The 20694-nt window shown below is 73.3% G+C and carries 10 protein-coding genes and 1 rRNA gene; 3 read left to right on the top strand and 8 right to left on the bottom strand.

The features are described from left to right. A 16S ribosomal RNA gene (locus tag ACGFMP_RS04935) occupies window positions 1-72 on the bottom strand; the annotation flags it as partial. Window positions 73-647: 575 nt separating this feature from the next. Then, window positions 648-1208 carry a MarR family winged helix-turn-helix transcriptional regulator gene (locus ACGFMP_RS04930; RefSeq protein WP_393670269.1) on the bottom strand — a complete coding sequence of 187 codons (561 nt, stop codon included), beginning with the start codon at window positions 1206-1208 and terminating at the stop codon, window positions 648-650. 142 nt (window positions 1209-1350) lie between these two features. Between ACGFMP_RS04930 and ACGFMP_RS04925 the strand changes: the two genes are divergently transcribed. Continuing rightward, complete coding sequence (locus tag ACGFMP_RS04925; protein ID WP_393670336.1) at window positions 1351-2637, top strand: MFS transporter; 1287 nt, start codon at window positions 1351-1353, stop codon at window positions 2635-2637. Window positions 2638-2655: 18 nt separating this feature from the next. Here ACGFMP_RS04925 and ACGFMP_RS04920 read toward each other — a convergent pair whose 3' ends face one another. Both ACGFMP_RS04920 and ACGFMP_RS04915 read right to left on the bottom strand, forming a co-directional pair. Beyond that, window positions 2656-4392: a SpoIIE family protein phosphatase gene (locus ACGFMP_RS04920; RefSeq protein ID WP_393670268.1), complete on the bottom strand. Its 1737-nt coding sequence runs from the start codon at window positions 4390-4392 to the stop codon at window positions 2656-2658. Window positions 4393-4519: 127 nt separating this feature from the next. Continuing rightward, window positions 4520-5902 (bottom strand): NAD(P)/FAD-dependent oxidoreductase, encoded by a 1383-nt coding sequence (locus tag ACGFMP_RS04915; protein ID WP_393670267.1) that lies wholly within the window; start codon window positions 5900-5902, stop codon window positions 4520-4522. 310 nt (window positions 5903-6212) lie between these two features. Between ACGFMP_RS04915 and ACGFMP_RS04910 the strand changes: the two genes are divergently transcribed. Both ACGFMP_RS04910 and ACGFMP_RS04905 read left to right on the top strand, forming a co-directional pair. Continuing rightward, window positions 6213-7055, top strand: coding sequence for a TetR/AcrR family transcriptional regulator (locus tag ACGFMP_RS04910; protein WP_393670266.1), 843 nt, complete (start codon window positions 6213-6215; stop codon window positions 7053-7055). A gap of 381 nt (window positions 7056-7436) precedes the next feature. Beyond that, window positions 7437-9359 carry a sigma-70 family RNA polymerase sigma factor gene (locus ACGFMP_RS04905; protein ID WP_393670335.1) on the top strand — a complete coding sequence of 641 codons (1923 nt, stop codon included), beginning with the start codon at window positions 7437-7439 and terminating at the stop codon, window positions 9357-9359. A 45-nt stretch (window positions 9360-9404) separates the two neighbouring features. On the opposite strand, the gene ACGFMP_RS04900 is transcribed toward ACGFMP_RS04905, so the two are convergent. The 4 genes from ACGFMP_RS04900 to topA all read right to left on the bottom strand — a co-directional run bounded on the left by ACGFMP_RS04900 (window position 9405) and on the right by topA (window position 20592). After that, window positions 9405-10139, bottom strand: coding sequence for a DsbA family oxidoreductase (locus ACGFMP_RS04900; RefSeq protein WP_393670265.1), 735 nt, complete (start codon window positions 10137-10139; stop codon window positions 9405-9407). Window positions 10140-10237: 98 nt separating this feature from the next. Further along, window positions 10238-13501 (bottom strand): BTAD domain-containing putative transcriptional regulator, encoded by a 3264-nt coding sequence (locus ACGFMP_RS04895; protein ID WP_393670264.1) that lies wholly within the window; start codon window positions 13499-13501, stop codon window positions 10238-10240. 386 nt (window positions 13502-13887) lie between these two features. Further along, window positions 13888-17082, bottom strand: a complete 3195-nt coding sequence (gene tmk / locus ACGFMP_RS04890; RefSeq protein WP_393670263.1) for a dTMP kinase — start codon at window positions 17080-17082, stop codon at window positions 13888-13890. Between the two features lie 696 nt (window positions 17083-17778). Then, window positions 17779-20592, bottom strand: coding sequence for a type I DNA topoisomerase (gene topA, locus ACGFMP_RS04885; protein ID WP_393670262.1), 2814 nt, complete (start codon window positions 20590-20592; stop codon window positions 17779-17781). Window positions 20593-20694 lie beyond the last annotated feature (102 nt).

The raw sequence follows: 20694 nt of genomic DNA, 5'->3' as shown, positions 1-20694 counted from the left end.
TCACCGTTCGACTTGCATGTGTTAAGCACGCCGCCAGCGTTCGTCCTGAGCCAGGATCAAACTCTCCGTGAATGCATCCGGGTCATCCCGGTACAGCACGCAAGAGCGGCACCCAGGGAGGAATAATCCCCAGGTGCACAGCGTCCTCGCTGTGTGTTTTTTCTTCAAAGGAACCTCATCACGCACCTGCAAAAGCAGGACACGCAACGGGGTATCAACATATCTGGCGTTGACTTTTGGCACGCTGTTGAGTTCTCAAGGAACGGAAGCTTCCTTCGAGACCGTTTCACCGGCCCCTCCGGGCTTTCCCTTCGTGTTTCCGACTCTATCAGACCCTTTCCGGCGCCTGACCCCCAGTCAGCGGGGTTTGTCTTTCCGGCTGTTGGGCCGTTCCGACGAGTGAGACTTTAGCGGACTTCGTTCGCTGCGGCCAAATCGGCCGATCGATCGAAACTCTGCACGCATTCCGAAAGAACACACGACGGGACGACAAGAAGACGACGGCACGAGGCCGTCGATCAGTCGAAAGTCGAATGGTCTTGCGGGATGGCTGTCCGGGGACCGACCGGAGTCGGCGCTCACGTCGGACAACTCGGAGTACATTACGCAGCTCTGCCGGGGGTGTCAACCCCGGCCGCGGCTCCGGGTCAGTCGAGGTCTTCGAGCCGGCCGCCGGCGTCGGGCTGGCTGTCCTCGACCCGGCGCAGCAGGCGGGTCAGGATCTCGCCGAGGGCGGCGCGTTCCGCTGTGCTGAGGTCCTGGAGCAGCTCGTCCTCGAAGGCCGCGGCCAGGCGCATCGTCTGGAGCCACTTGTCCCGGCCCTCGTCGGTCAGCTCGACGATGACGCGGACCCGGTTGGCCTCGTCGCGCTCCCGGGTGACCAGGCCTTCGGTGACCAGGCGGTCGATGCGGTGGGTCATGGCGGCCGGTGTGAGGCCGAGGCGCTTGGCGAGGTCGCCGGGGCCGAGGCGGTAGGGGCGGCCGACGACCACGAGGGCCTTGAGCACTTCCCACTCGGCGCTGCTGATGCCGAGGTCGACGAGCTGGCGCCCGTACGCGACGTTCATCCGGCGGTTGAGCCGGCCGAGTGCGGTGACGACCTTCTCCACCTGGGGGTCGACCTCGGGAAACTCGCGCTGGTAGGCGGCGATCTGGGCGTCGAGGTCGAGCTCCTGGGGGGTACCGGCGGAGCCTGCGGCTGCGGTCATGGGTCCGAGTATCGCACGGTAATGCTTTGCTCTAAAGCCCTTCGGGATGTACTCTTTAGCTTCGAAGTTTACTCGTCAAGTCTTCAACCCGAAGGCTTGCAGGTCCACCGTCCCGAGGGGAGATGCCGTGAACGACACCGCCATGGGCGCAGCACTGCGCCGGATCCAGCTGGGGAACGCCCTGAGTGCGTTCGGCAACGGCTTCACCGTGCCCTTCACCTTCGTGTACGTCTCGCAGGTACGGGGGCTCGGGGCGGGGACCGCGGGTGTGGTGCTGGCGACCTTCGCCGTCGCCGCGCTCTTCGTGCTGCCCTTCACCGGACGGATCATCGACCGGCGCGGGCCCGTACCGGTCGCTGTCGCCGGCACCGTGCTGGCGGCGACCGGGTCGCTGGGTCTCGGGCTGTCCGGCAGCGAGCCGGTGGTCATCGCGGCGGCCGGGGCGCTGGGCGCCGGGATATCCGTCGTGCAGCCCGCGCTGGCCACGATGATCGTGTGGTGCTCGACCACGGCGACCAGGTCCCGGGCGTTCGCCACCCAGTTCTTCCTGGCCAACCTGGGCCTGGGGGTCGGCGGGCTGATGGGCGGGCTGATCGTGGACACCTCGCACCCGTCGTCCTTCATCAGGCTCTTCGCGATCGAGGCGGCGATGTTCCTGGTGCTCGGTGCCGTGATCGCCACGGTGCGGCTGCCGCGGACGGCCCGCCTCGACGCGGCTGTCACCGCTCCCGAGGCGGCGCTCGGCTGGCGCGGCCTGCTGGGGAACCGGGCGATGGTGATGCTGTGCGTGCTCGGCTTCGTGCTGTTCTTCGCCTGCTACGGCCAGTTCGAGTCGGGTCTTTCCGCGTTCGCGGTGACCGTCACGCACATCTCCCCCGCGATGCTGGGTGTCGCGCTCGCCGCCAACACGGCGGCGATCGTGCTGGCGCAGTTCGTGGTGCTGCGGCTGGTCGAATACCGGCGGCGCAGCCGGGTCATCGCCGCGGTCGGCCTGGTCTGGACGGCGGCCTGGCTCGTGGCCGGGGCGTCGGGGCTGGTGCACGGGCACCACGTGGTCGCGATCGTCGCGATCATCTCGACCTACGCGCTGTTCGGGCTCGGCGAGGCGATGCTCGCGCCGACGGTGTCGCCGCTGGTCGCCGACCTGGCGCCGGAGCGGATGGTCGGGCGCTACAACGCCGCCTTCGCGCTGGTGAAGCAGCTGGCCCTGGCGATCGGCCCCGCTGTCGGCGGCGTCATCGCGGCCGCGGGGGCGTACGACGCGTATGTCGTGCTGCTGGTGGCCTGCTCGCTGGGCGTCTCCGTGATCGCCCTGCGGCTGGGCCGCCACCTGACCCCGGCGCAGGACTCCCCGCTGCGGGCCACCCGCGTCGTGTCGCGGTCCCCGCTCCCGGCGGCCACCGGCACCCCGGAGCCGGCCGCCCGCTGAGGGCCGTCCCGTGGGTGCTCAGCCCGGAAGGGTGAATTCGCACCAGACGGCCTTGCCGCCGCCGGGTGTCAGGCGCGAGCCCCAGGACGAGGCGATGGTCGCGATGATCGAGATGCCGCGGCCCTCCTCGTCCGCCGGCTCCGCGCGCCGCCGCCTGGGCAGGTGCTCGTCGCCGTCCATGACCTCGATGACCAGCCGCCGGTCGGTGCGCCGCAGGCGCAGCCGCATCGGCGGTGTGCCGTGCTTGAGGGAGTTGGCCACCAGCTCGCTCGCCGCGAGCACGCCGAGGTCGCGCAGCTCGACGGGGAAGCGCCAGGAGGCCAGGACGCCGGTGGCGAAGGCGCGGGCGCGGGGCGCGGCCTCGATGCCGCCGAGGAGTTCGAGCGAGGCGTTGCGGAAGACCTCGCCGTCGGGGTGGCCGGTGTGGTCGGGGTACTGCACGACCAGCACGGCCACGTCGTCGTCGTGCTGTGCGGTGACGCCGAGCGCCCGCATCAGGCGGTCGCAGACCACCTGGGGCGCCCCGGTGGCGCCGGCCAGCGCCCGCATCAGGGTGGAGACGCCCTCCTCGATGTCCTCGCCGCGGCGCTCGATGAGGCCGTCGGTGTAGAGCACGGCGGTGCAGCCGGGGCCGAAGGGGACGGTGGCGGAGGCGTGCGTCCAGCCGCCGGTGCCCAGCGGCGGTCCGGTGGGCTCCTCGGTGCGCAGCACGCTGCCGTCCGGGTCGCGGATCAGGATCGGCAGGTGGCCGGCGCTCGCGTAGGACAGCCGGCCCTCCGCGGGGTCGTGGACGGCGTAGACGCAGGTGGCGATCTGGGTGGCGTCGATCTCCGAGGCGAGCCCGTCGAGCAGCTGGATGACCTCGTGCGGGGGCAGGTCGAGCCGGGCGTAGGCGCGCACGGCGGTACGCAGCTGCCCCATGACGGCGGCGGCGCGCACCCCTCGGCCCATGACGTCGCCGATGACCAGGGCGGTGCGGCCGGCGCCGAGGGTGATGACGTCGTACCAGTCGCCGCCGACTGCCGCGTCGGTGCCGCCCGGCTGGTAGGTGGCGGCGAGCCGGAGGTCGTCGGGCTGCTCCAGCTGCTGCGGCAGCAGGCTGCGCTGGAGGGTGACGGCGGTCTCGTGCAGGCGGCGCTCGCTCTCCCTGAGCCTTTCCGCCGCCTGGACCTGGTCGGTGACGTCGGCGGCGAAGACCAGGACGCCGCGGCGTTCGGGGTCGGGATCGTCGGCCTGTACGGGCGTACAGGTGAAGGTGAAGTAGCCCTGGCGGGTGACCGCGGTGGCGTCCGCCCTGGTGACCTTGCGGGCTTTGACGGTGCGCGGGCGGCCGCTGCGGTGGACCTGGTCCATCAGCGGGAGCAGGCCGAGCTCGTCGAGTTCGGGCAGGGCTTCGCGTGCCGGGGCGCCGGTGCCACGGGGGCCGAAGACCTCGGCGTAGGCGTCGTTGACGAAGCCGACCCGGTGCGCGGGCCCGTGGGTGACGGCGATCAGCGCGGGCAGCCGGCTGAGGACGCCCGCGAGGCCGCCGCCTTCGCCGACGACGGCGGAGAGTGCCTGGTCCTGGGCCTGCGGTGGGATGCCGGTGCGGTCCCTTCCGGCCGGGGCCTGCGGGGGCGGGTCCGCCGAGGCGGTGCCGACGCCCTTTCCGCCGCCTGCCGGTGCGGCGGCGTCGGCGGTCCGGCCGCGGGCCGCCGGGACGGTGCCGCGTCGCTGTGTTCCGGGGAGCCGGGCGCTCCAGCGCGTGAGGTTCAAACGTCCGATTCCTCGTATTTGTCACTCTTTGAAGATGTTGCCGCACGGGTGGTCACCGGTCCAGTGTGGCCGACCGGGGGCCTGCGAGGGAATCGCGCCGGTGCGCGGCGCGCGCGCCGGGGGGCGCTCACGGCCGTGGGCGACCGGTGTCACCGCCGCTTCCCGCGGCCTGTTCGAATTCGGCCCGCGGGTGCTCGAGGGAGCCGAGCGAGACGATCTCCCGCTTGAACAATCCGGACAGGATCCACTCCGCGAGCACCTTGGCCTTGCGGTTCGCGGTCGGCATCCGGCTGAGGTGGTAGACGCGGTGCACCAGCCACGCCGGGTAGCCCTTGAACTGGCGCCCGTAGAGCAGGGCGACCCCTTCGTGCAGGCCGAGGGAGGCGACGGAGCCGGCGTGTCGGTGGCGGTAGTCGGTGAGCGGTTCGCCGCGCAGCCGCGCCACGACGTTGCCGGCCAGCACTTTGGCCTGGCGGACGGCGTGCTGGGCGTTGGGCGCGCACAGGACGCCCTCGCGGTCGGCGGTGAGGTCGGGTACGGCCGCGGCGTCGCCCGCCGCCCAGGCGCCGTCCCGGCCGGCGATCCGCAGGGTGGCGTCGGTGACCAGCCGTCCGCGCTCGTTCAGCGGCAGCCCGGTCGCGGCCAGCACGGGCGCCGGCTTGACGCCCGCGGTCCACACCACGGTCCTGGTGGGCAGCCGCGACCCGTCGGACAGGACGGCGATCCGGTGCTCACACGATTCGAGGCGGGTCTCCAGCCGGATGTCGACGTTGCGCCCGCGCAGCTCGCGGACGGCGTAGCGGCCCAGCTGCTCGCCGACCTCGGGCAGGATCCGCCCGGTGGCCTCGACCAGCACCCACTTCATGTCCTCGGGCCTGACGTTGTGGTAGTAGCGCAGGGCGTAGCGGGCCATGTTCTCCAGCTCGCCGAGCGCTTCGACGCCCGCGTAGCCGCCGCCGACGAAGACGAAGGTCAGGGCCGCCTCGCGGACGTCGGCGTCGCGGGTGGAGGAGGCGATGTCGAGCTGCTCCAGCACGTGGTTGCGCAGCCCGATCGCCTCCTCGACGGTCTTGAAGCCGATCCCGTACTCGGCCAGTCCCGGCACCGGCAGGATCCGGGACACCGAGCCGGGGGCGACGATCAGCTGGTCGTAGGGGATCTCGGTGGCGCCGCCGCCCTCCTCCTCGGTGGCCGGCGTCACGACGGACGCGACGCGCTTGTCGTGGTCGACGGAGCGCACCTCGCCCACCACGATCCGGCACCGGTCCAGGACCCGGCGCAGCGGTACGACGACATGCCGCGGCGAGATCGATCCGGCGGCGGCTTCGGGGAGAAACGGCTGGTAGGTCATGTACGGCTGCGGCTCGACGACCACGATCTCGGCCTCGCCGTGTTTCAGCCGGAGCTTTCGCTGGAGCTGCAATGCCGTGTACATGCCGACGTAACCACCGCCGACCACAAGAATGCGCGGTGTGCTTGCCTTGGCCGTGCCCGCCGACTCCGTCGTCATTGCTCCATGACGCAATGATCGGGCGCCGTTTGTCCACAGGGCGGACGCCAGATTCGCCGGAACCGGCATCCGTGCAGGCCCGAGCCGTGTGTCCGCATCGGCTGATCACCGGGCAAACGCCGCAGTGCGGGAGGACGCGACCTCACGTGCTCTCGATGAGCCCACGCCCCAGGGATCACAGCCCCTTCATTCTTGACGCGCCCTCAACTATGTTCGTGTCTCGTAGTAGTGCGCCTTGACGCGCACGCTGATCGACAAGGGCGGGGAGTCTCCGGGGGGAGACATTCAATTTGTCCGGGGGGATACACATATGCACATTCAGGACCAGACATGGACGACGACCGCCGCGGGGCCGGACGGAGGCCCGAGCAGGGCGGCACCGCTCAGGGTGGACGCCCAGCGGAATCTGGAACACGTACTGAGGGCCGCCCGTGAGGTCTTCGGCGAACTGGGCTACGGCGCGCCCATGGAGGACGTCGCCCGGCGCGCACGGGTCGGCGTCGGCACCGTCTACCGCCGCTTCCCCAGCAAGGACGTGCTGGTCAGGCGGATCGCGGAGGAGGAGACCGCACGCCTGACGGAGCAGGCGCGTACCGCGCTTGGGCAGGAGAACGAGGCGTGGTCCGCACTGGCCCGCTTCCTGCGCACCTCCGTCGCCTCCGGCGCCGGGCGGCTGCTGCCGCCGCAGGTGCTGCGGGTGGAGGGCACGCCGGGCGGTCCGGTCGCGGCGGGCGGCACGCAGGGCACGGCACGCGCACCGCACGAGCCCGAGGGGGCGGGCGAACCCGCCCGGGTCCCGCAGCAGCGGATCAGATTCGGCGCGGACCCGGCCGAGGGCGCGCGCTCCGCACCCGGTGACCACTCGGGCCGCGACGACCTCACCGACGCGGGAGCGGCCGGTGGCCGGCGGGTCGAGGACGAGGACGGGATTCGCACCCTGCTCGACGTCGTCGGCCAACTCGTGGAAAGAGCAAGGGAGGCAGGCGAACTGCGCACCGACGTCTCGGTCGCCGACGTCCTGCTGGTCATCGCCACCGCGGCGCCCTCGCTGCCGGACGCCGCCCAACAGGCGGCCGCCTCGGCCAGGTTGCTGGACATCCTGCTGGAGGGACTGCGCTCGCGCCCCTCGGAACGCCAGGCCGCCCGCGACTGAGGTGCCGGTGACGGCGCAGCCCGTGCGGGTGAACCCATGAGATCGGTCGACGATCTTTGCACGGAAGGGTGGTTCCGCCGAAGGCCATGACCCAGGACCCCTCCACTGTGCCAGGCTTGGCCCGTGGATGAGCCAATCGGGGAATCCGGTCCCGCCCCTTCCACAGGGGCCGGGCCGGAAGGCGGCGTCGAATTCCCGTCGCGCCGGGTGCCGGGCCAGCGCGATCCTGTGGCGCGGCCCGAGACGGCGTATCCGGATCGGCCGCGCCCGGAAGGGGTGCGCCCCGATCCGGTGCGCCCTGGCCGGGTGCCCGGCACCTCGCCTGACGAAGTGTCGGACGCCGATTCCGACGATGTGTCAGACGGGTCGACCGCCGGTGTGATCGACGGTGTGATCGACGGTGCTTCCGACGCGCCCGCCGACGACGACCTGCGGGCAGCGGGCCACCCCGACTCCGGGTCCGTGCTGTCGGACGAGGATCTGATCGACCAGGTCAGGGCAGGCCGTGACAGCGCGTACGAGGAGATCTACCGCAGGCACGCAGCGGCCGTGCGCCGCTACGCCCGCACGTGCTGCCGCGACGCGCACACCGCGGAGGACCTGACCGGCGAGGTCTTCGCCCGCACCCTCCAGGCCATCCGCGGCGGCAGCGGCCCGCGCTCCGCGGTCCGCGCCTACCTGCTCACCACGGTCCGCCGGGTCGGAGCCGGCTGGGGCAGCACCGCCCGCAGGGAGCACCTGGTCGAGGACTTCGCGGTCTTCGCGGTCAGCGCCGCGGGCGCCGGGGCGGACGTCGCGACCAGCGCGCCGGCCGCCGATGTGCGGGCCATGGAGGAGGCCGAGCAGTCGCTGGCGATCCAGGCCTTCCGCACGCTGCCCGAGCGCTGGCAGACCGTGCTGTGGCACACCGCCGTGGAGGAGGAGTCGCCCAGCGCCGTCGCCCCGCTGCTCGGCCTCACCGCAAATGCGACCGCAGTGCTCGCCCACCGCGCGAGGGAGGGCCTGCGCCAGGCCTATCTGCAAGCGCACGTCAGCTCCACGCTCACCACGCGGGGCGAGTGCGCCCGCTACGCCGACCGACTCGGCGCGCACGCCCGCGGGGGCCTGCGGATGCGCGCGGACCGCGAGCTGAACCGGCACCTGAAGGACTGCGAGCGCTGCACGGCCGCCTCGCTCGAACTGGCCGACCTCAACTCGGCGCTCAAGGGACTGCTGCCGGTCGCGTTCATCGGCTGGTTCGCCGCCGTCTACGCCGCCAAGGCCGCAGGAGTGGCCGTGGTGGCCGGAGGTGCCGCCGCGGGAGGCGCAGCAGTCGCCGCGGGGTCCGGCTCCGGCGCCGCCGGAAGTGCGGGGGCCGCCGGGGGCGCGGCCGCCGCGTCGGGCTCCGGCTCGGGGGCGGTGGGAGGCGCCCTCGCGGGCGAGGGCCTGGGCGCGCCCGTGAAGATCGGCATCGCTGCGGCCGTGGTCGTCGCCGCGGCCGCCACCGCTGTCGCGCTCACCCTCGGCCATGGCGCCAAACCGCCCAAGCCGCAGGCCAAGGCGCCGGTGGCCGCTCCGGTCGCGACCACGCACGCGGCGCCGCCGGCGCCGTCGATCCCCGAAGCGCAGCCCCAGCCGAAGCCGAAGGCCGCCCCCAAGCCGTCACCGCCCCCACCGGCGGTGACCGCGGTACCCACCCACCAGCCGGCGCAGGAGGCGGCGGCAGAGCCGACCACGGCGCCGCCACCGCCTGACCCCACGCACGAACCCGTCGCGACGCCCAGCCCCGCACCCCCGTCCGCAGCCCCGCCGCCTCCACCGCCGCCGTCCACCCCGCCATCGACTCCGCCACCACCACCGCCGCCCGTGGTGACGGCATACAAGCTGAATTCGCTCGGCATCAGCGGCGTCGGCGACCGGACGAAGCCCACGATCCGCCCGGTCACGGGCGCCCGCGGCTGGTGGTGGAATCGCTGGGGCCTGCGGATCGACGGCAGGTACTACGCCCACGGCATCACCGTGCACGCGCCCTCGTCGCTGACCGTCGACCTCAACCGGGCCTGCGTCTCCTACGACGCCAGGGCGGGAGTGGACGACCTGACCAGGCTGCTGCGCAGCGCGGTGCGCTTCTCGGTGTACGGGGACTCCACCCGGCTGTGGACCTCGGACGTGATCCGCGGCGGCGACCCTGCGGCACCGGTGCACGTCGGCCTGTCCGGCTACAAGACCCTGCGGCTGGTCGTGACCCCAGAACCGGGGCAGAGCGTCGGCCTCGGTCTCACCGGCCTGGCGGACTGGGCCGACGCGGTCGTCAGCTGCACCTAGCGCTGTGACCGGGGGCGGCCGCCCGGACCGCGCCCGCGTCCCGCGTCAGCCGCCCGTGGCCGCGGTCCTGCCGTCGGCCGCGGGCACCTCGCACACACCGTCGGCGCAGGCACCGGCGTCCTCGTCCGCCTCCGCGGCGGCAGCGGCCGCGGTGTCCTTGGCGACCTGCTCGAGCACCCGGAGGAAGGTCGAGGTCTCCTGGCCGCCCTGCACCGCCCACTGGCCCTCGAAGACGAAGGTCGGCACCGCGGTGATGCCCAGTTGCCTGGCCTCGTCGATCTCGTCCAGCACCTCGTCGTGCAGCTCGTCGCCGCTCAGGAAGGCGGCGACCGCGTCCCTGTCGAGGCCGACCGTGACAGCGGCGTCGGTCAGGTGCTCGTGGTCGCCGATGTCCATGCCCTCGCCGAAGTGGGCGGTCATCAGCCTGCCCTTGAGCCGGACCTGTGCCTCGGGGCCGTACTCGTCCAGGGCGAAGCGCAGCAGGCGGTGGGCGAGCAGCGAGTTGTTCTCCAGGACCGTGTCGAAGTCGAAGGCGATGCCCTCGTCGGCGCCGAGGTCGGTGATCCGCTGGTCCATCGCGACGGCCTGCGGCCCGAACTTCGCCGCCAGCACCTCGCGGTGCGGGCGCGCCTCGTGCGGGGCCGACGGGTCCAGCTGGAAGGGGCGGTAGACGACCTCGACGGAGGAGGCCTTCGGGAAGGCCGCGAGCGCGCGCTCGAAGCGGGTCTTGCCGACGTAGCACCAGGGGCACGCGATATCGCTGTAGATCTCGACCTTCACGGCTCTTCTCACTTCCGATGGCTGCGCGGGGGCGGGCGCGGGTCCGCGGCTCCAGTATTCCTTGAAGCCTCAATGAGATAAGTGGCGGTCCACGACCGCTATTCCCCGGAGCCGCCGACTGCGCCGGCATCGGGGCCTGCGCCGCCGCCCGCCAGCACCGCGACCAAGGCCGCGGCCCGCTCCCGGTCCAGGCCGGCGCCGCGCTCACGGGCCGCCGCCGATTCCGCCGCGGACAGTGCCGCGGCCGCCCTGGCCGCCACCGCCTCGTACGTCTCCCGCTCGGGCCTGCTGCGCGGCATCGGCCCCCGTACCCGGTCCGCGGCGGCCAGCAGCACCGCCGCGGCCGCCGCGTCGCCGAGCAGCGACAGCACCTCCGCCGCCACGTCCAGGTGCCCGCCGACGACCTGCTCCGTGCAGCCCGCCGCCAGCGCCATGCGCAGCGCCTCGTCCACCAGACTCAGCGCCCTGGCCGGGTCGCCCTCGGCCATCGTGATCCGTGCGGCAAGCCCGGCAAGCAGCGTGTGGAAGACCGGCGGCGGGCTGCCGTCGGCGATCCGCCCCGCCGCCAGGTCGCACATCTCCCGCGCGCGGACCACCTCGCCGCCGCGCAGCAGCAGCGTGGCCCGCATGTAGCGGATGTAATTGCGGGCGTCCCGCACCGCGTAGCGCTCGGCCGCCTCCTCCGCCTCGTCCAGCAGCCGGTTCGCGGTGTCGTCGTCGCCGTCCCTGTGGGCGACCTCGCCGAGCCGCGCGAGGAGGAAGGCCGCCTCCGCGTGCGCCCCCAGTTCGAGGCCGAGCCGGTTCGCCTCCTCCAGGTGGCTGCGCGCCGACGCGTAGTCGCCGCGGGCCATCGCGATCTCGCCGCTCGCGCTGTGCACCTGGGCGCGGACCCAGCGGTCGCCCAGCCGGTCGGCCAGGCCTTCCAGCTCGGCATGGCTGTCGTCGGCGTCCGCAAGGCCGCCGGGCGAGTCCACCGCGATGTGGGTGCGCATCATCAGTGCCGCCGCCAGCTCCCAGTCGCCGCCGTGGACCCGGCAGTTCGCGAGGACCGAGTCGGTGTGCCGCCGCATCCCCTGCTGCCCGCCGAGCACGTAGGTGGTGAAGGGCCACAGCAGCCCGGGGAAGCGTGCCGCCGCCTTGCCCGCGGTGCTGTACGCCCGCGCGAGCATCTCGGCCGTCGCCAGCGACGCGGGAGTCGACAACTGCTCCTCCGCCGCGTGGTCGCTCTTGACGAAGAACAGCAGCATCCGCGCGTCGATCCGCGGCCAGTACAACGGGTCCGCCTGGTCCTCGGGCGGATCGCCGCCCATCGCGACCACCCGCTCCAGCCAGCCGTCCGCCTCGTCGCGGTAGTTGCGCAGCCACCAGAACCAGCCCATCGCCAGCACGAGGGCCAGCGCGTCGGGCTCGTCCGCCGCCTCGACCGTGCGGTGCAGCGCCGCCCTGATGTTGTCCAGCTCCGCTTCGAGCACCTCGAGCCAGCGCATCTGGTCGGCGCCGCGCAGCTCCCGGTCGGCGGTGGCCGCCAGGTCGCGGTAATACGCGGTGTGGAGGGCCGCCGCCCGCGCCTGCTCCGCCGGGTGCTCGGCGGCACGCTCCGCCGCGTACTCGTGGATCGTCTCCAGCAGGCGATAACGCGCCTGCGGCCCGTCCGCGCCCTCGCGCGCCGGCACCAGGTCCGCGACCACGAGGGACTTGTCGACCAGCTGCGCCACCGACTCCAGCGCGTCGGGGCCGCACACCGCCTCCGCCGCGGCCAGGGTGCAGCCGCCCGCGAACACGCTCAGCGCCCGCAGCGCCTCCCGCTCCGTGTCCGCCAGCAGATCCCAGCTCCAGTCGACGACCGCCCGCAGCGTCTGCTGCCGCGGCAGCACCGTACGGCTGCCGCTGGTCAGCAGGCGGAAACGGTCGTCGAGGCGGTCCGCGATCTGCCGCGGCGACAGGGCGCGCAGCCTCGCCGCCGCCAGCTCGATCGCCAGCGGCAGGCCGTCGAGCCGCCGGCAGATCTCCCGCACGGCCGCCGCGTCGGGTCCCTCCGCGCTGTCCTCGTAAGGCGCCGCGCCAGGACGGACGCTCGCCGCCCGCTCGGCGAACAGCCGGTGGGCGGTCGGCGGCGGCAGCGGCTCCACCGGGCGCACCACCTCGCCCGGCACACCCAGCGGCTCCCTGCTGGTGGCCAGCACCGTGACATCCGGGCACGCCGCGAGGAGCTCCGCGGTCAGCGCGGCGGCGCCGCCGATCACGTGCTCGCAGTTGTCGAGCACCAGCAGCAGCCGGCGCCGCGCGCAGTGTTCGAGCAGCCGCGCCACCGGATCCTCCTGGTGCGGCTCCAGCCGCAGGGGGCCCGCCGTCAGCACGTGCGCCTCGCGCCGGCCCAGCGCGCTCAGCACCGCGTGCGGGATCGCGGCCGGGTCGTCGAGCGGGGCCAGCTCCGCGAGCCACACGCCGTCCGGGAACGCCCCTGCCGCCGCCTCAGCGGCCTCCTGGGCCAGCCGGGTCTTCCCGGACCCGCCGGGCCCCGTCAGCGTCACCAGGCGGGCCTGGGCCACGTCCTGGCGGATGTCCCGCAGATCGGCCTCCCGGCCCACGAAGCTCGTCAGCCGGGCCCGCAGATTCCCCGCGGGCCCCGCGGCGGCAGGCGCGGGCTGCCGCAGCAACTCCTCGTGCAGGGCCCGCAGTTCGGGACCCGGGTCCGCGCCCAGCGTCTCGGCCAGCACCTGCCTGGTCTCCTCGTACGCCACCAGCGCGTCCGCGGTCCGCCCCGTCGCGCGCAGCGCCCTGATCAGCTGCGCCCGGAACGCCTCGTCCAGCGGGTGCGCCGCCACCGCCTCCCGCAGCTCCGGCATCACGTCAGAGGCCCTGCCGAGCGAGAGCTCCGCCTCGATCCGCAGCCGTTGCGCGGTGCGGTGCAGCGCGTCAGGGCGGGCGGCGGCCGCCGTACGGTCCGGCAGATCCGCCAGCGCCGGGCCGCGCCACAGTGCGAGCGCCCGCGTCAGCGCGGCCGCCGCCTTCCGGGGGTCACCACCGCTCAGGGCGGTGTCGCCCTCGTGGACCAGGTGCTCGAATTCGTACAGGTCGACGGCGTCGCGTTCCGCCGCGAGCCGGTAACCGCCCGGCTCCGACGCGACGGCCTCCCGGCCCAGCGCCCTGCGCACCCGGGCGACCAGCGCCTGGAGCGCACCGGCGGCATCGGCCGGCGGGTCGCCGGCCCACACCTGCTCGATCAGCGCCTCCACGGAGACCGGCCGCCCCACGCCGACGGCCAGTGCGGCGACCAGCGCCCGCACCCGCCCGCCGCCCAGGGCCACGGGCACGCCCTCCGCGCCCCGCACCTCCGTAACCCCCAGCACCAGAAACCGCACGGCCCCATTCTCCCGCCCGCCGACGACGCCTTGCCACGCACTTCCCCGAGGCCCCCCGGGGCCGGTGGGGCCGCTCTCGTCCGGGCACCCGGGCACGCCCGGGCAGCCCGCCGGCGAACGTCCGGCCGCCGCTCCCCCGCCGGCGCCGGAACCGCGCGCACCAACGGCGGCAGCCACGGGGCCACCGCCACGGGAACAGCCCCCCGCCGGGATGTCCCGGCGAACGGCCACGCGACAGCTCAGCGGCCGACATCACCCTGCGGACGCCCTGGAGCCCTGGAGCGCTGGAGCGACGCTCCTGCCGGTGACACCGGCGACAGCCGCGCCGGAATGACAAGAGGGTGGCCATTCCCCAGGGGTGCCCCGGGGAAAGGCCACCCCGAGAGTCAGCGGCGGTGGCGGGGGTCGTCGTCGTCCGGGCGGCCGAGCAGTTCGTCGGCGAGCGTCGGAAGGTCGTCGAGCGGCGTCTCCTCGGCCCAGTCAGGCCGCGGGCGCCTCGCGGGCGGCGGCTGGACCGCGGGAAGCTCCCTGGTCCGCTCCGTCTCCCCCGTCTCGGGCCGGAAGAGCCACGGCGGCACCCGGTCGGCCGGACTCGTGTCGCTGGCCGTACCCGGCACCGGCGGCAGGACCGCCGTCTCGTCGGGCGCGGGCTCCGCGGAAACCGCAGGCAGGACCGCCGTCTCGTCCGAGTCGGACCCCGACCCGGCCGCGTCCTTCGGCTCCGACCCGGGCCCGGACCCCGGCTCGGACCTCGGCACGACCGGCGGCAGCACCGTCGTGGTCTCGGACGAGTCGGAGGACGGCTCGTCCGTGGAGGCAGAATCCGACTCGGGCTCGGGCTCGGGCTCCGGTACGACCGGCGGCAGCACCGTCGTGGTCTCCGAGGAGTCCGCGTCTCCCGACCCCGACCCGGAGTCCGGCTCCGACTCACGCCCGTCGGAAACGATCGGCGAGACGATCGTCGTATCGTCGTCCGCCTCCGCGGGAGCGGACGAGGACGTGGCTGCGGCTCGCGCCGCCTCCGCGCGCAGCAGCGCCTCCTCCGCCTTGCGCTGCTTCTCCAGCCGCCGCGCCTCCGCCTCGGACCGCAGCTTCGCCTGCTCTTCCGCGAGCCGCCGGAGCCTGGCCTGCTCGGCCTCCCTGGCCGCGGTCTCCGCCGCGATCCGCTCCGCCTGCTCGGCGGCGACCCGGTCGGCCTCCTCCTGGCGCAGGCGCGCGACCTCCGCCTCCTGCGCGGCCTTGCGCTCCGCGATCTCCCGCCGCGCGGCCTCCTCCGCGGCGACCCGCCGCTCCTCCTCCTCGCGGCGCAGCTTCTCCAGCTGCGCCTGCCGCTCGCGCTCCGCCTTCTCGGCCGCGGCCTTGCGAGCGGCCTCCTCGGCGGCGAGCCGCGCCGCTTCCTCCGCGGCCTTGCGGTCCGCCTCGGCGCGGGCCTCGATCTCCTGCTCGGACAGCGGGAGGACCTCGTCGAGCCGGTGCCGTATCACCGTGGTGACGGCGGCCGCGTCCTGGCCGGCGTCGATGACCAGATAGCGCGCGGGGTCGGCCGCGGCGAGGGTGAGGAAACCGGCACGGACCCGCTGGTGGAATTCCGGCGGCTCGGACTCGAGCCGGTCGGGCGCCTCGGTGAACCGTTCCCTCGCGGTCTCGGGCGACACGTCGAGCAGCACGGTCAGGTGGGCGACGAGCCCGCCGGTGGCCCAGCGGTTGATACGGGCGATCTCGGTGGGCGCCAGGTCGCGCCCCGCGCCCTGGTAGGCGACGGCCGAGTCGATGTAGCGGTCGGAGATGACGACGGCGCCGCGGGCCAGCGCGGGCCGTACGACGGAGTCGATGTGCTCGGCACGGTCGGCGGCGTAGAGCAGCGCCTCCGTGCGGTGCGAGATCCCGCCGGACGACACGTCGAGCAGGATCGACCGCAGCCGCTTGCCCACCGCGGTGGCGCCGGGCTCGCGGGTGACGACGACTTCGTGGCCCTTGGCGCGGATCCAGCTCGCCAGCGCCTCGACCTGGGTGGACTTGCCCGCCCCGTCACCGCCTTCGACGGCGATGAAGAAGCCGGTGGCCGCGGGGGCCGTGGACGGTTCCGCGCCGCGCAGCGCCTCGCGCAGGTCGCGGCGCAGCGGTACACCGCTGCGGTCGTCGGTCTTGCCGAGCACGAGCGCGGCGACGGGCAGCAGCAGCGCGCCCACCAGCATCAGCGTGTAGGCGGCGCCGGCGTGGTCGAAGGTGAAGCGGCCGTTGTCGATGCGGTGCGGGCCGATCGCGGCGGCCAGCAGCGGCGCGCAGATCGCGGCGACACCGAGTGCGGCCCTCGCCACCGCCTGGAGGTGTTCCGTGGTCCTGGCCCTGCGGCTCTCCTCGGCCTCCTGCTCGATCAGCAGGTGCCCGGTGTTGGCGCTTATACCGGCGGCGACACCGGCCAGCAGGCCGAGCAGCAGCACGGTGGTGGGGTCGGGGACCAGGCCGGTCAGCAGCAGCGCGACGCCGGTGACCCCGATGGCCAGCGCCAGCAGCCGCCGCCGGGACAGGCCGGGCAGCGTACGCGGGGCGACCCTGATGCCGAGCACGCTGCCCGCGGTCAGTACGAGGACGAGCAGGCCGAAGCCGGTCGGGCCGAAGCCCAGTGCCGCGGCGTGGAGCACCGCCACGGCGACGGCCGCGGCGACGGCCCCGGCGACCGCGGCGGTCGACAGCACCAGCAGCGGCAGCGCGCCGGTCCTGCCGTTCTCGGCGCCGGCGGGGCCCTTGGGCAGCCGCAGGCTCTCCAGCGGCGAACGCGGCCTGGCCGCCGTGCCCGAAGGGAGCTCCAGCGCGGACAGCACCGCCATGGAAGAGGAGAACAGCCCGGCGGCGACGTAGGACGACAGCGCGACCTGGTGCAGGTCGAACCAGTCGATGCCGGTCGCCAGCAGCGTGTTGATCAGCGTGATGACCACCATCGCGGCGGCGGCCAGCGGCAGCGCGACGAAGCTGGTCCGCAGGTCGAGCCGGTGCAGGGTGGCCAGGTTGTCGGGAGCGGGGCGGACCGAGGTGTTGCCCGGGGCCGGCAGCAGCACGGGCGCCGCGCCGTCCTTGGCCACCGCCCACAGGCGCTCCGCGATCCCGGCGACGAAGGCGGTGCCCAGCAGCCAGATGTGGGCGGAGTCCTGCGACCAGGTGATCCACAGCGGGGCGACGATGAACAGCCCGAGCCGTACGGCGTCGGCGCCGATCATGGTCCAGCGGCGGTCCAGCGGGCCGCCTTCCGCGGTCGCCGCGGACAGCGGGCCGAGCAGGACGGCGCCGAAGAGGAGCGTCGCCACGAGGCGGGCTGCGAACACCGCGGCCGTCGCGAGGGCGACCCCCCGGTAGCCGCCGCCGAACGCGTTCGCGGCGGCTGTCGCCTGCACCGTCAGCAAGAGCAGCACCAGCAGGCCGAGGCGGTCCGCGACGGCGCCGGTGAGCTGGGCGTTCCACAACTTCCGCAGTGCCGGGATCTTCAGCAGCGCTCCGACTGCGCGGTCCCGTGAATCCGCTGCCAAACCGCCCGAGAAGGCGGGCGTGACGTCAGCGGGCTGCGGGGGCTGCTCGGATCGCGTCATCCCAACAGCCTATCGCCCATCCCCCCGCGTCCGAGCCCCAGTACCACCCCGCCAAACCCCACCCGGGGCACCCCACGGAAGACGCCGCCACCCAGGCGCGCAAGCAACCGCCCGACAAGCCACGCACGACCGTCATGTGGCCACGAACCTCAGCCCCTCAGGGGCGCGAGAAACCGCGCGACAAGCCACGCACGACCATCCTGTGGCCACGAACCACAGCCCCTCAGGGGCGCGAGGAACTGCGCGAGCAACCACCCACCAACCGGCACCCCACCCGCGAGGTGCACCGCACCAATACCGGGCGGGCCGCCCCACGGAAGGACGCCACCACCCAGGGGCGCAAGGAACCGCGCGACAAGCCACGCACGACCACCGTCTGGCCACGAACCACAGCCCCTCAGGGGCGCGAGGAACTGCGCGAGCAACCACCCACCAACCGGCACCCCACCCGCGAGGTGCACCCCACCAGACCCACCCGGGCCGCCCCACGGAAGGACGCCACCACCCAGGGGCGCGAGGAACCGCGCGACAAGCCACGCACGACCATCCTGTGGCCACGAACCTCAACCCCTCAGGGGCGCGAGGAACTGCGCGAGCAACCACCCACCGACCGGCGGTCCGCCCGCGACAGCACGCACCCCCGCAGAGCCGGCGAAGCCCGCCCACGGGGGCACCCCGAAAGAACCGCCGGAAGCGCTATTCCGCAGAGGGTGCGGACTTCTTCGCCGCCGCCTTCTTGCCGGCGGCAGCCTTGCTCGCAGAAGCAGCCTTCTTCGCCGGCGCGGCCTTCTTGGCCGCAGCCTTCTTCGCCGGCGCAGCCCGCTTGGCCGGCGCGGCCTTCTTCTTGGCCGGCCCCTTCGCCCGCTTCTCGGCGAGGAGTTCGTAACCCCGCTCCGGGGTGATCGTCTCGACGTCGTCGTCGCGCCGGAGCGTGGCGTTGGTCTCCCCGTCGGTCACGTAGGGACCGAAGCGGCCGTCCTTGACGACGACGGGCCGCTCGCTGACCGGGTCGGTGCCGAGTTCCTTGAGCGGCGGCTTGGCGGCCGCGCGCCCGCGCTGCTTGGGCTGCGCGTAGATCGCCAGCGCCTCGTCGAGGGTGATCGTGAAGAGCTGGTCCTCGGTCTCGAGCGAGCGCGAGTCGGTGCCCTTCTTCAGATACGGCCCGTAGCGGCCGTTCTGCGCGGTGATCTCGACGCCTTCCGCGTCGGCGCCGACGACGCGCGGCAGCGACATCAGCCGGAGCGCGTCCTCCAGGGTGACCGTGTCGAGGGACATCGACTTGAAGAGCGAGGCGGTCCGCGGCTTGATCGCGTTCTTGCCGGTCTTCGGGGTGTCCTCGGGGAGGACCTCGGTGACGTAGGGGCCGTAGCGGCCGTCCTTGGCGACGATCGGGCGGCCGGTCGCCGGGTCGGTGCCCAGGTCGAAGTCGCCGCTGGGACGGGCGAAGAGCTCTTCTGCGTACTCGACGTCCAGCTCGTCGGGCGGCAGGTCCTCGGGGACGTCGGAGCGGCGGTGGTCCTCCTCGCCGCGTTCGCCCTTCTCGATGTAGGGGCCGTAGCGGCCCACCCGCAGCACGATGCCGTCGCCGACGGGGAAGGAGGAGATCTCCCTGGCGTCGATGGCGCCGAGGTCCTCGACGAGTTCCTTGAGCCCGCCGAGGTGGTCGCCGTCGCTGCCGGGCGAGGCGGCGGCCGCGCCCGGGTCGTCCGCGCCGAAGTAGAAGCGGCGCAGCCACGGCACGGACTGGGCCTCGCCGCGGGCGATGCGGTCGAGGTCGTCCTCCATGGAGGCGGTGAAGTCGTAGTCGACCAGCCAGCCGAAGTGCTTCTCCAGCAGGTTGACGACGGCGAAGGACAGGAACGTCGGGACGAGCGCGGTGCCCTTCTTGAAGACGTAGCCGCGGTCGAGGATGGTGCCCAGGATGGTGGCGTAGGTCGACGGGCGGCCGATCTCGCGCTCTTCCAGCTCCTTGACCAGCGACGCCTCGGTGTAGCGGGCGGGCGGCTTGGTGGCGTGGCCGTCGGCGGTGATCTGCTCGGCCGTGAGCGGGTCGCCCTCGGCGACCTGCGGCAGCCGGCGCTCGCGGTCGTCGAGCTCGGCGTTGGGGTCGTCCGCGCCTTCGACGTACGCCTTGAGGAAGCCGTGGAAGGTGATGATCTTGCCGGACGCGCTGAATTCGGCGTCCCTGCCGTCGGCCGAGGTGCCGCCGACCTTGACGGTGACGGACTGGCCGACCGCGTCCTTCATCTGGGAGGCGACGGTCCGCATCCAGATCAGCTCGTACAGCCGGAACTGGTCGCCGGTCAGGCCGGTCTCCGCCGGGGTGCGGAAGCGGTCGCCCGAGGGGCGGATCGCCTCGTGCGCCTCCTGCGCGTTCTTGACCTTGGTGGCGTGGACGCGGGGCTTGTCGGGAAGGTAGTCGGCGCCGTAGAGCTGGGTGACCTGGGTGCGGGCGGCGCGGATCGCGGTCTCGGACAGGGTCGTGGAGTCCGTACGCATGTAGGTGATGAAGCCGTTCTCGTACAGCTTCTGCGCGACCTGCATGGTGGCCTTGGCGCCGAATCCGAGCTTGCGCGACGCCTCCTGCTGGAGGGTCGTGGTGCGGAAGGGCGCGTAGGGCGAGCGGCGGTAGGGCTTGGACTCGACGCTGCGGACCGTGAAGCGGGTGTCGGCGAGTGCCGCGGCCAGCGCGCGGGCGGCCGCCTCGTCGAGCTGCAGGACGGTGGCGCCGCCCTTGAGCGCACCGGTGGCGGCGTCGAAGTCGCGGCCCTGGGCGACCCGGCGACCGTCGACGGAGACCAGCCGGGCGTTGAGCGTGGACGGGTCGGAGGCGTCGCCGCTGCGGCCGGTGTCGAAGACGCCGGTCAGGTCCCAGTACTCGGCGGAGCGGAAGGCGATGCGCTCGCGTTCCCGCTCGACGACGAGCCGGGTGGCCACCGACTGGACGCGGCCTGCCGAAAGCCGCGGCATGACCTTCTTCCACAGCACGGGCGAGACCTCGTAGCCGTAGAGGCGGTCGAGGATGCGGCGGGTCTCCTGGGCGTCGACGAGCCGCTGGTTCAGTTCGCGCGGATTGCGGACGGCTTCCTGGATGGCGTCCTTGGTGATCTCGTGGAAGACCATCCGGTGCACGGGGACCTTGGGCTTGAGGATTTCCTGCAAATGCCAGGCGATGGCCTCGCCCTCGCGGTCCTCATCGGTGGCGAGGAATAGTTCGTCGGAGTCCTTGAGAAGCTCCTTGAGCTTCTTGACCTGTGCCTTCTTATCGGCGTTGACGACGTAGATCGGCTGGAAGTCGCTGTCCACATTGACGCCGAGCCGCGCCCACGGCTGGCCCTTGTACTCCGCCGGCACTTCGGCGGCCCCGTTGGGGAGGTCGCGGATGTGCCCGACGCTGGCCTCGACGACGTATCCAGGGCCGAGATAGCCCTTGATCGTCTTCGCCTTGGCGGGCGACTCGACAATGACGAGTCGGCGGCCGGCCGGTGCGGTCTCGCGGGTCGGGGACAACTTCGCTCTTCTCTCCGGTTCGAAGGGGTGACGCTGCGGAGTGTGACCGTACCTCCCGGTCCTGTGTCAAACGGGAAAAGTCAACAACGCCATCCGAACGGT

This window comes from Streptomyces sp. NPDC049040 (assembly GCF_043197715.1).
Lineage (GTDB): Bacteria > Actinomycetota > Actinomycetes > Streptomycetales > Streptomycetaceae > Actinacidiphila.
The sequence above is the reverse complement of the archived record's forward strand: the minus strand, read 5'-3'. Positions and strand labels throughout refer to the sequence as shown.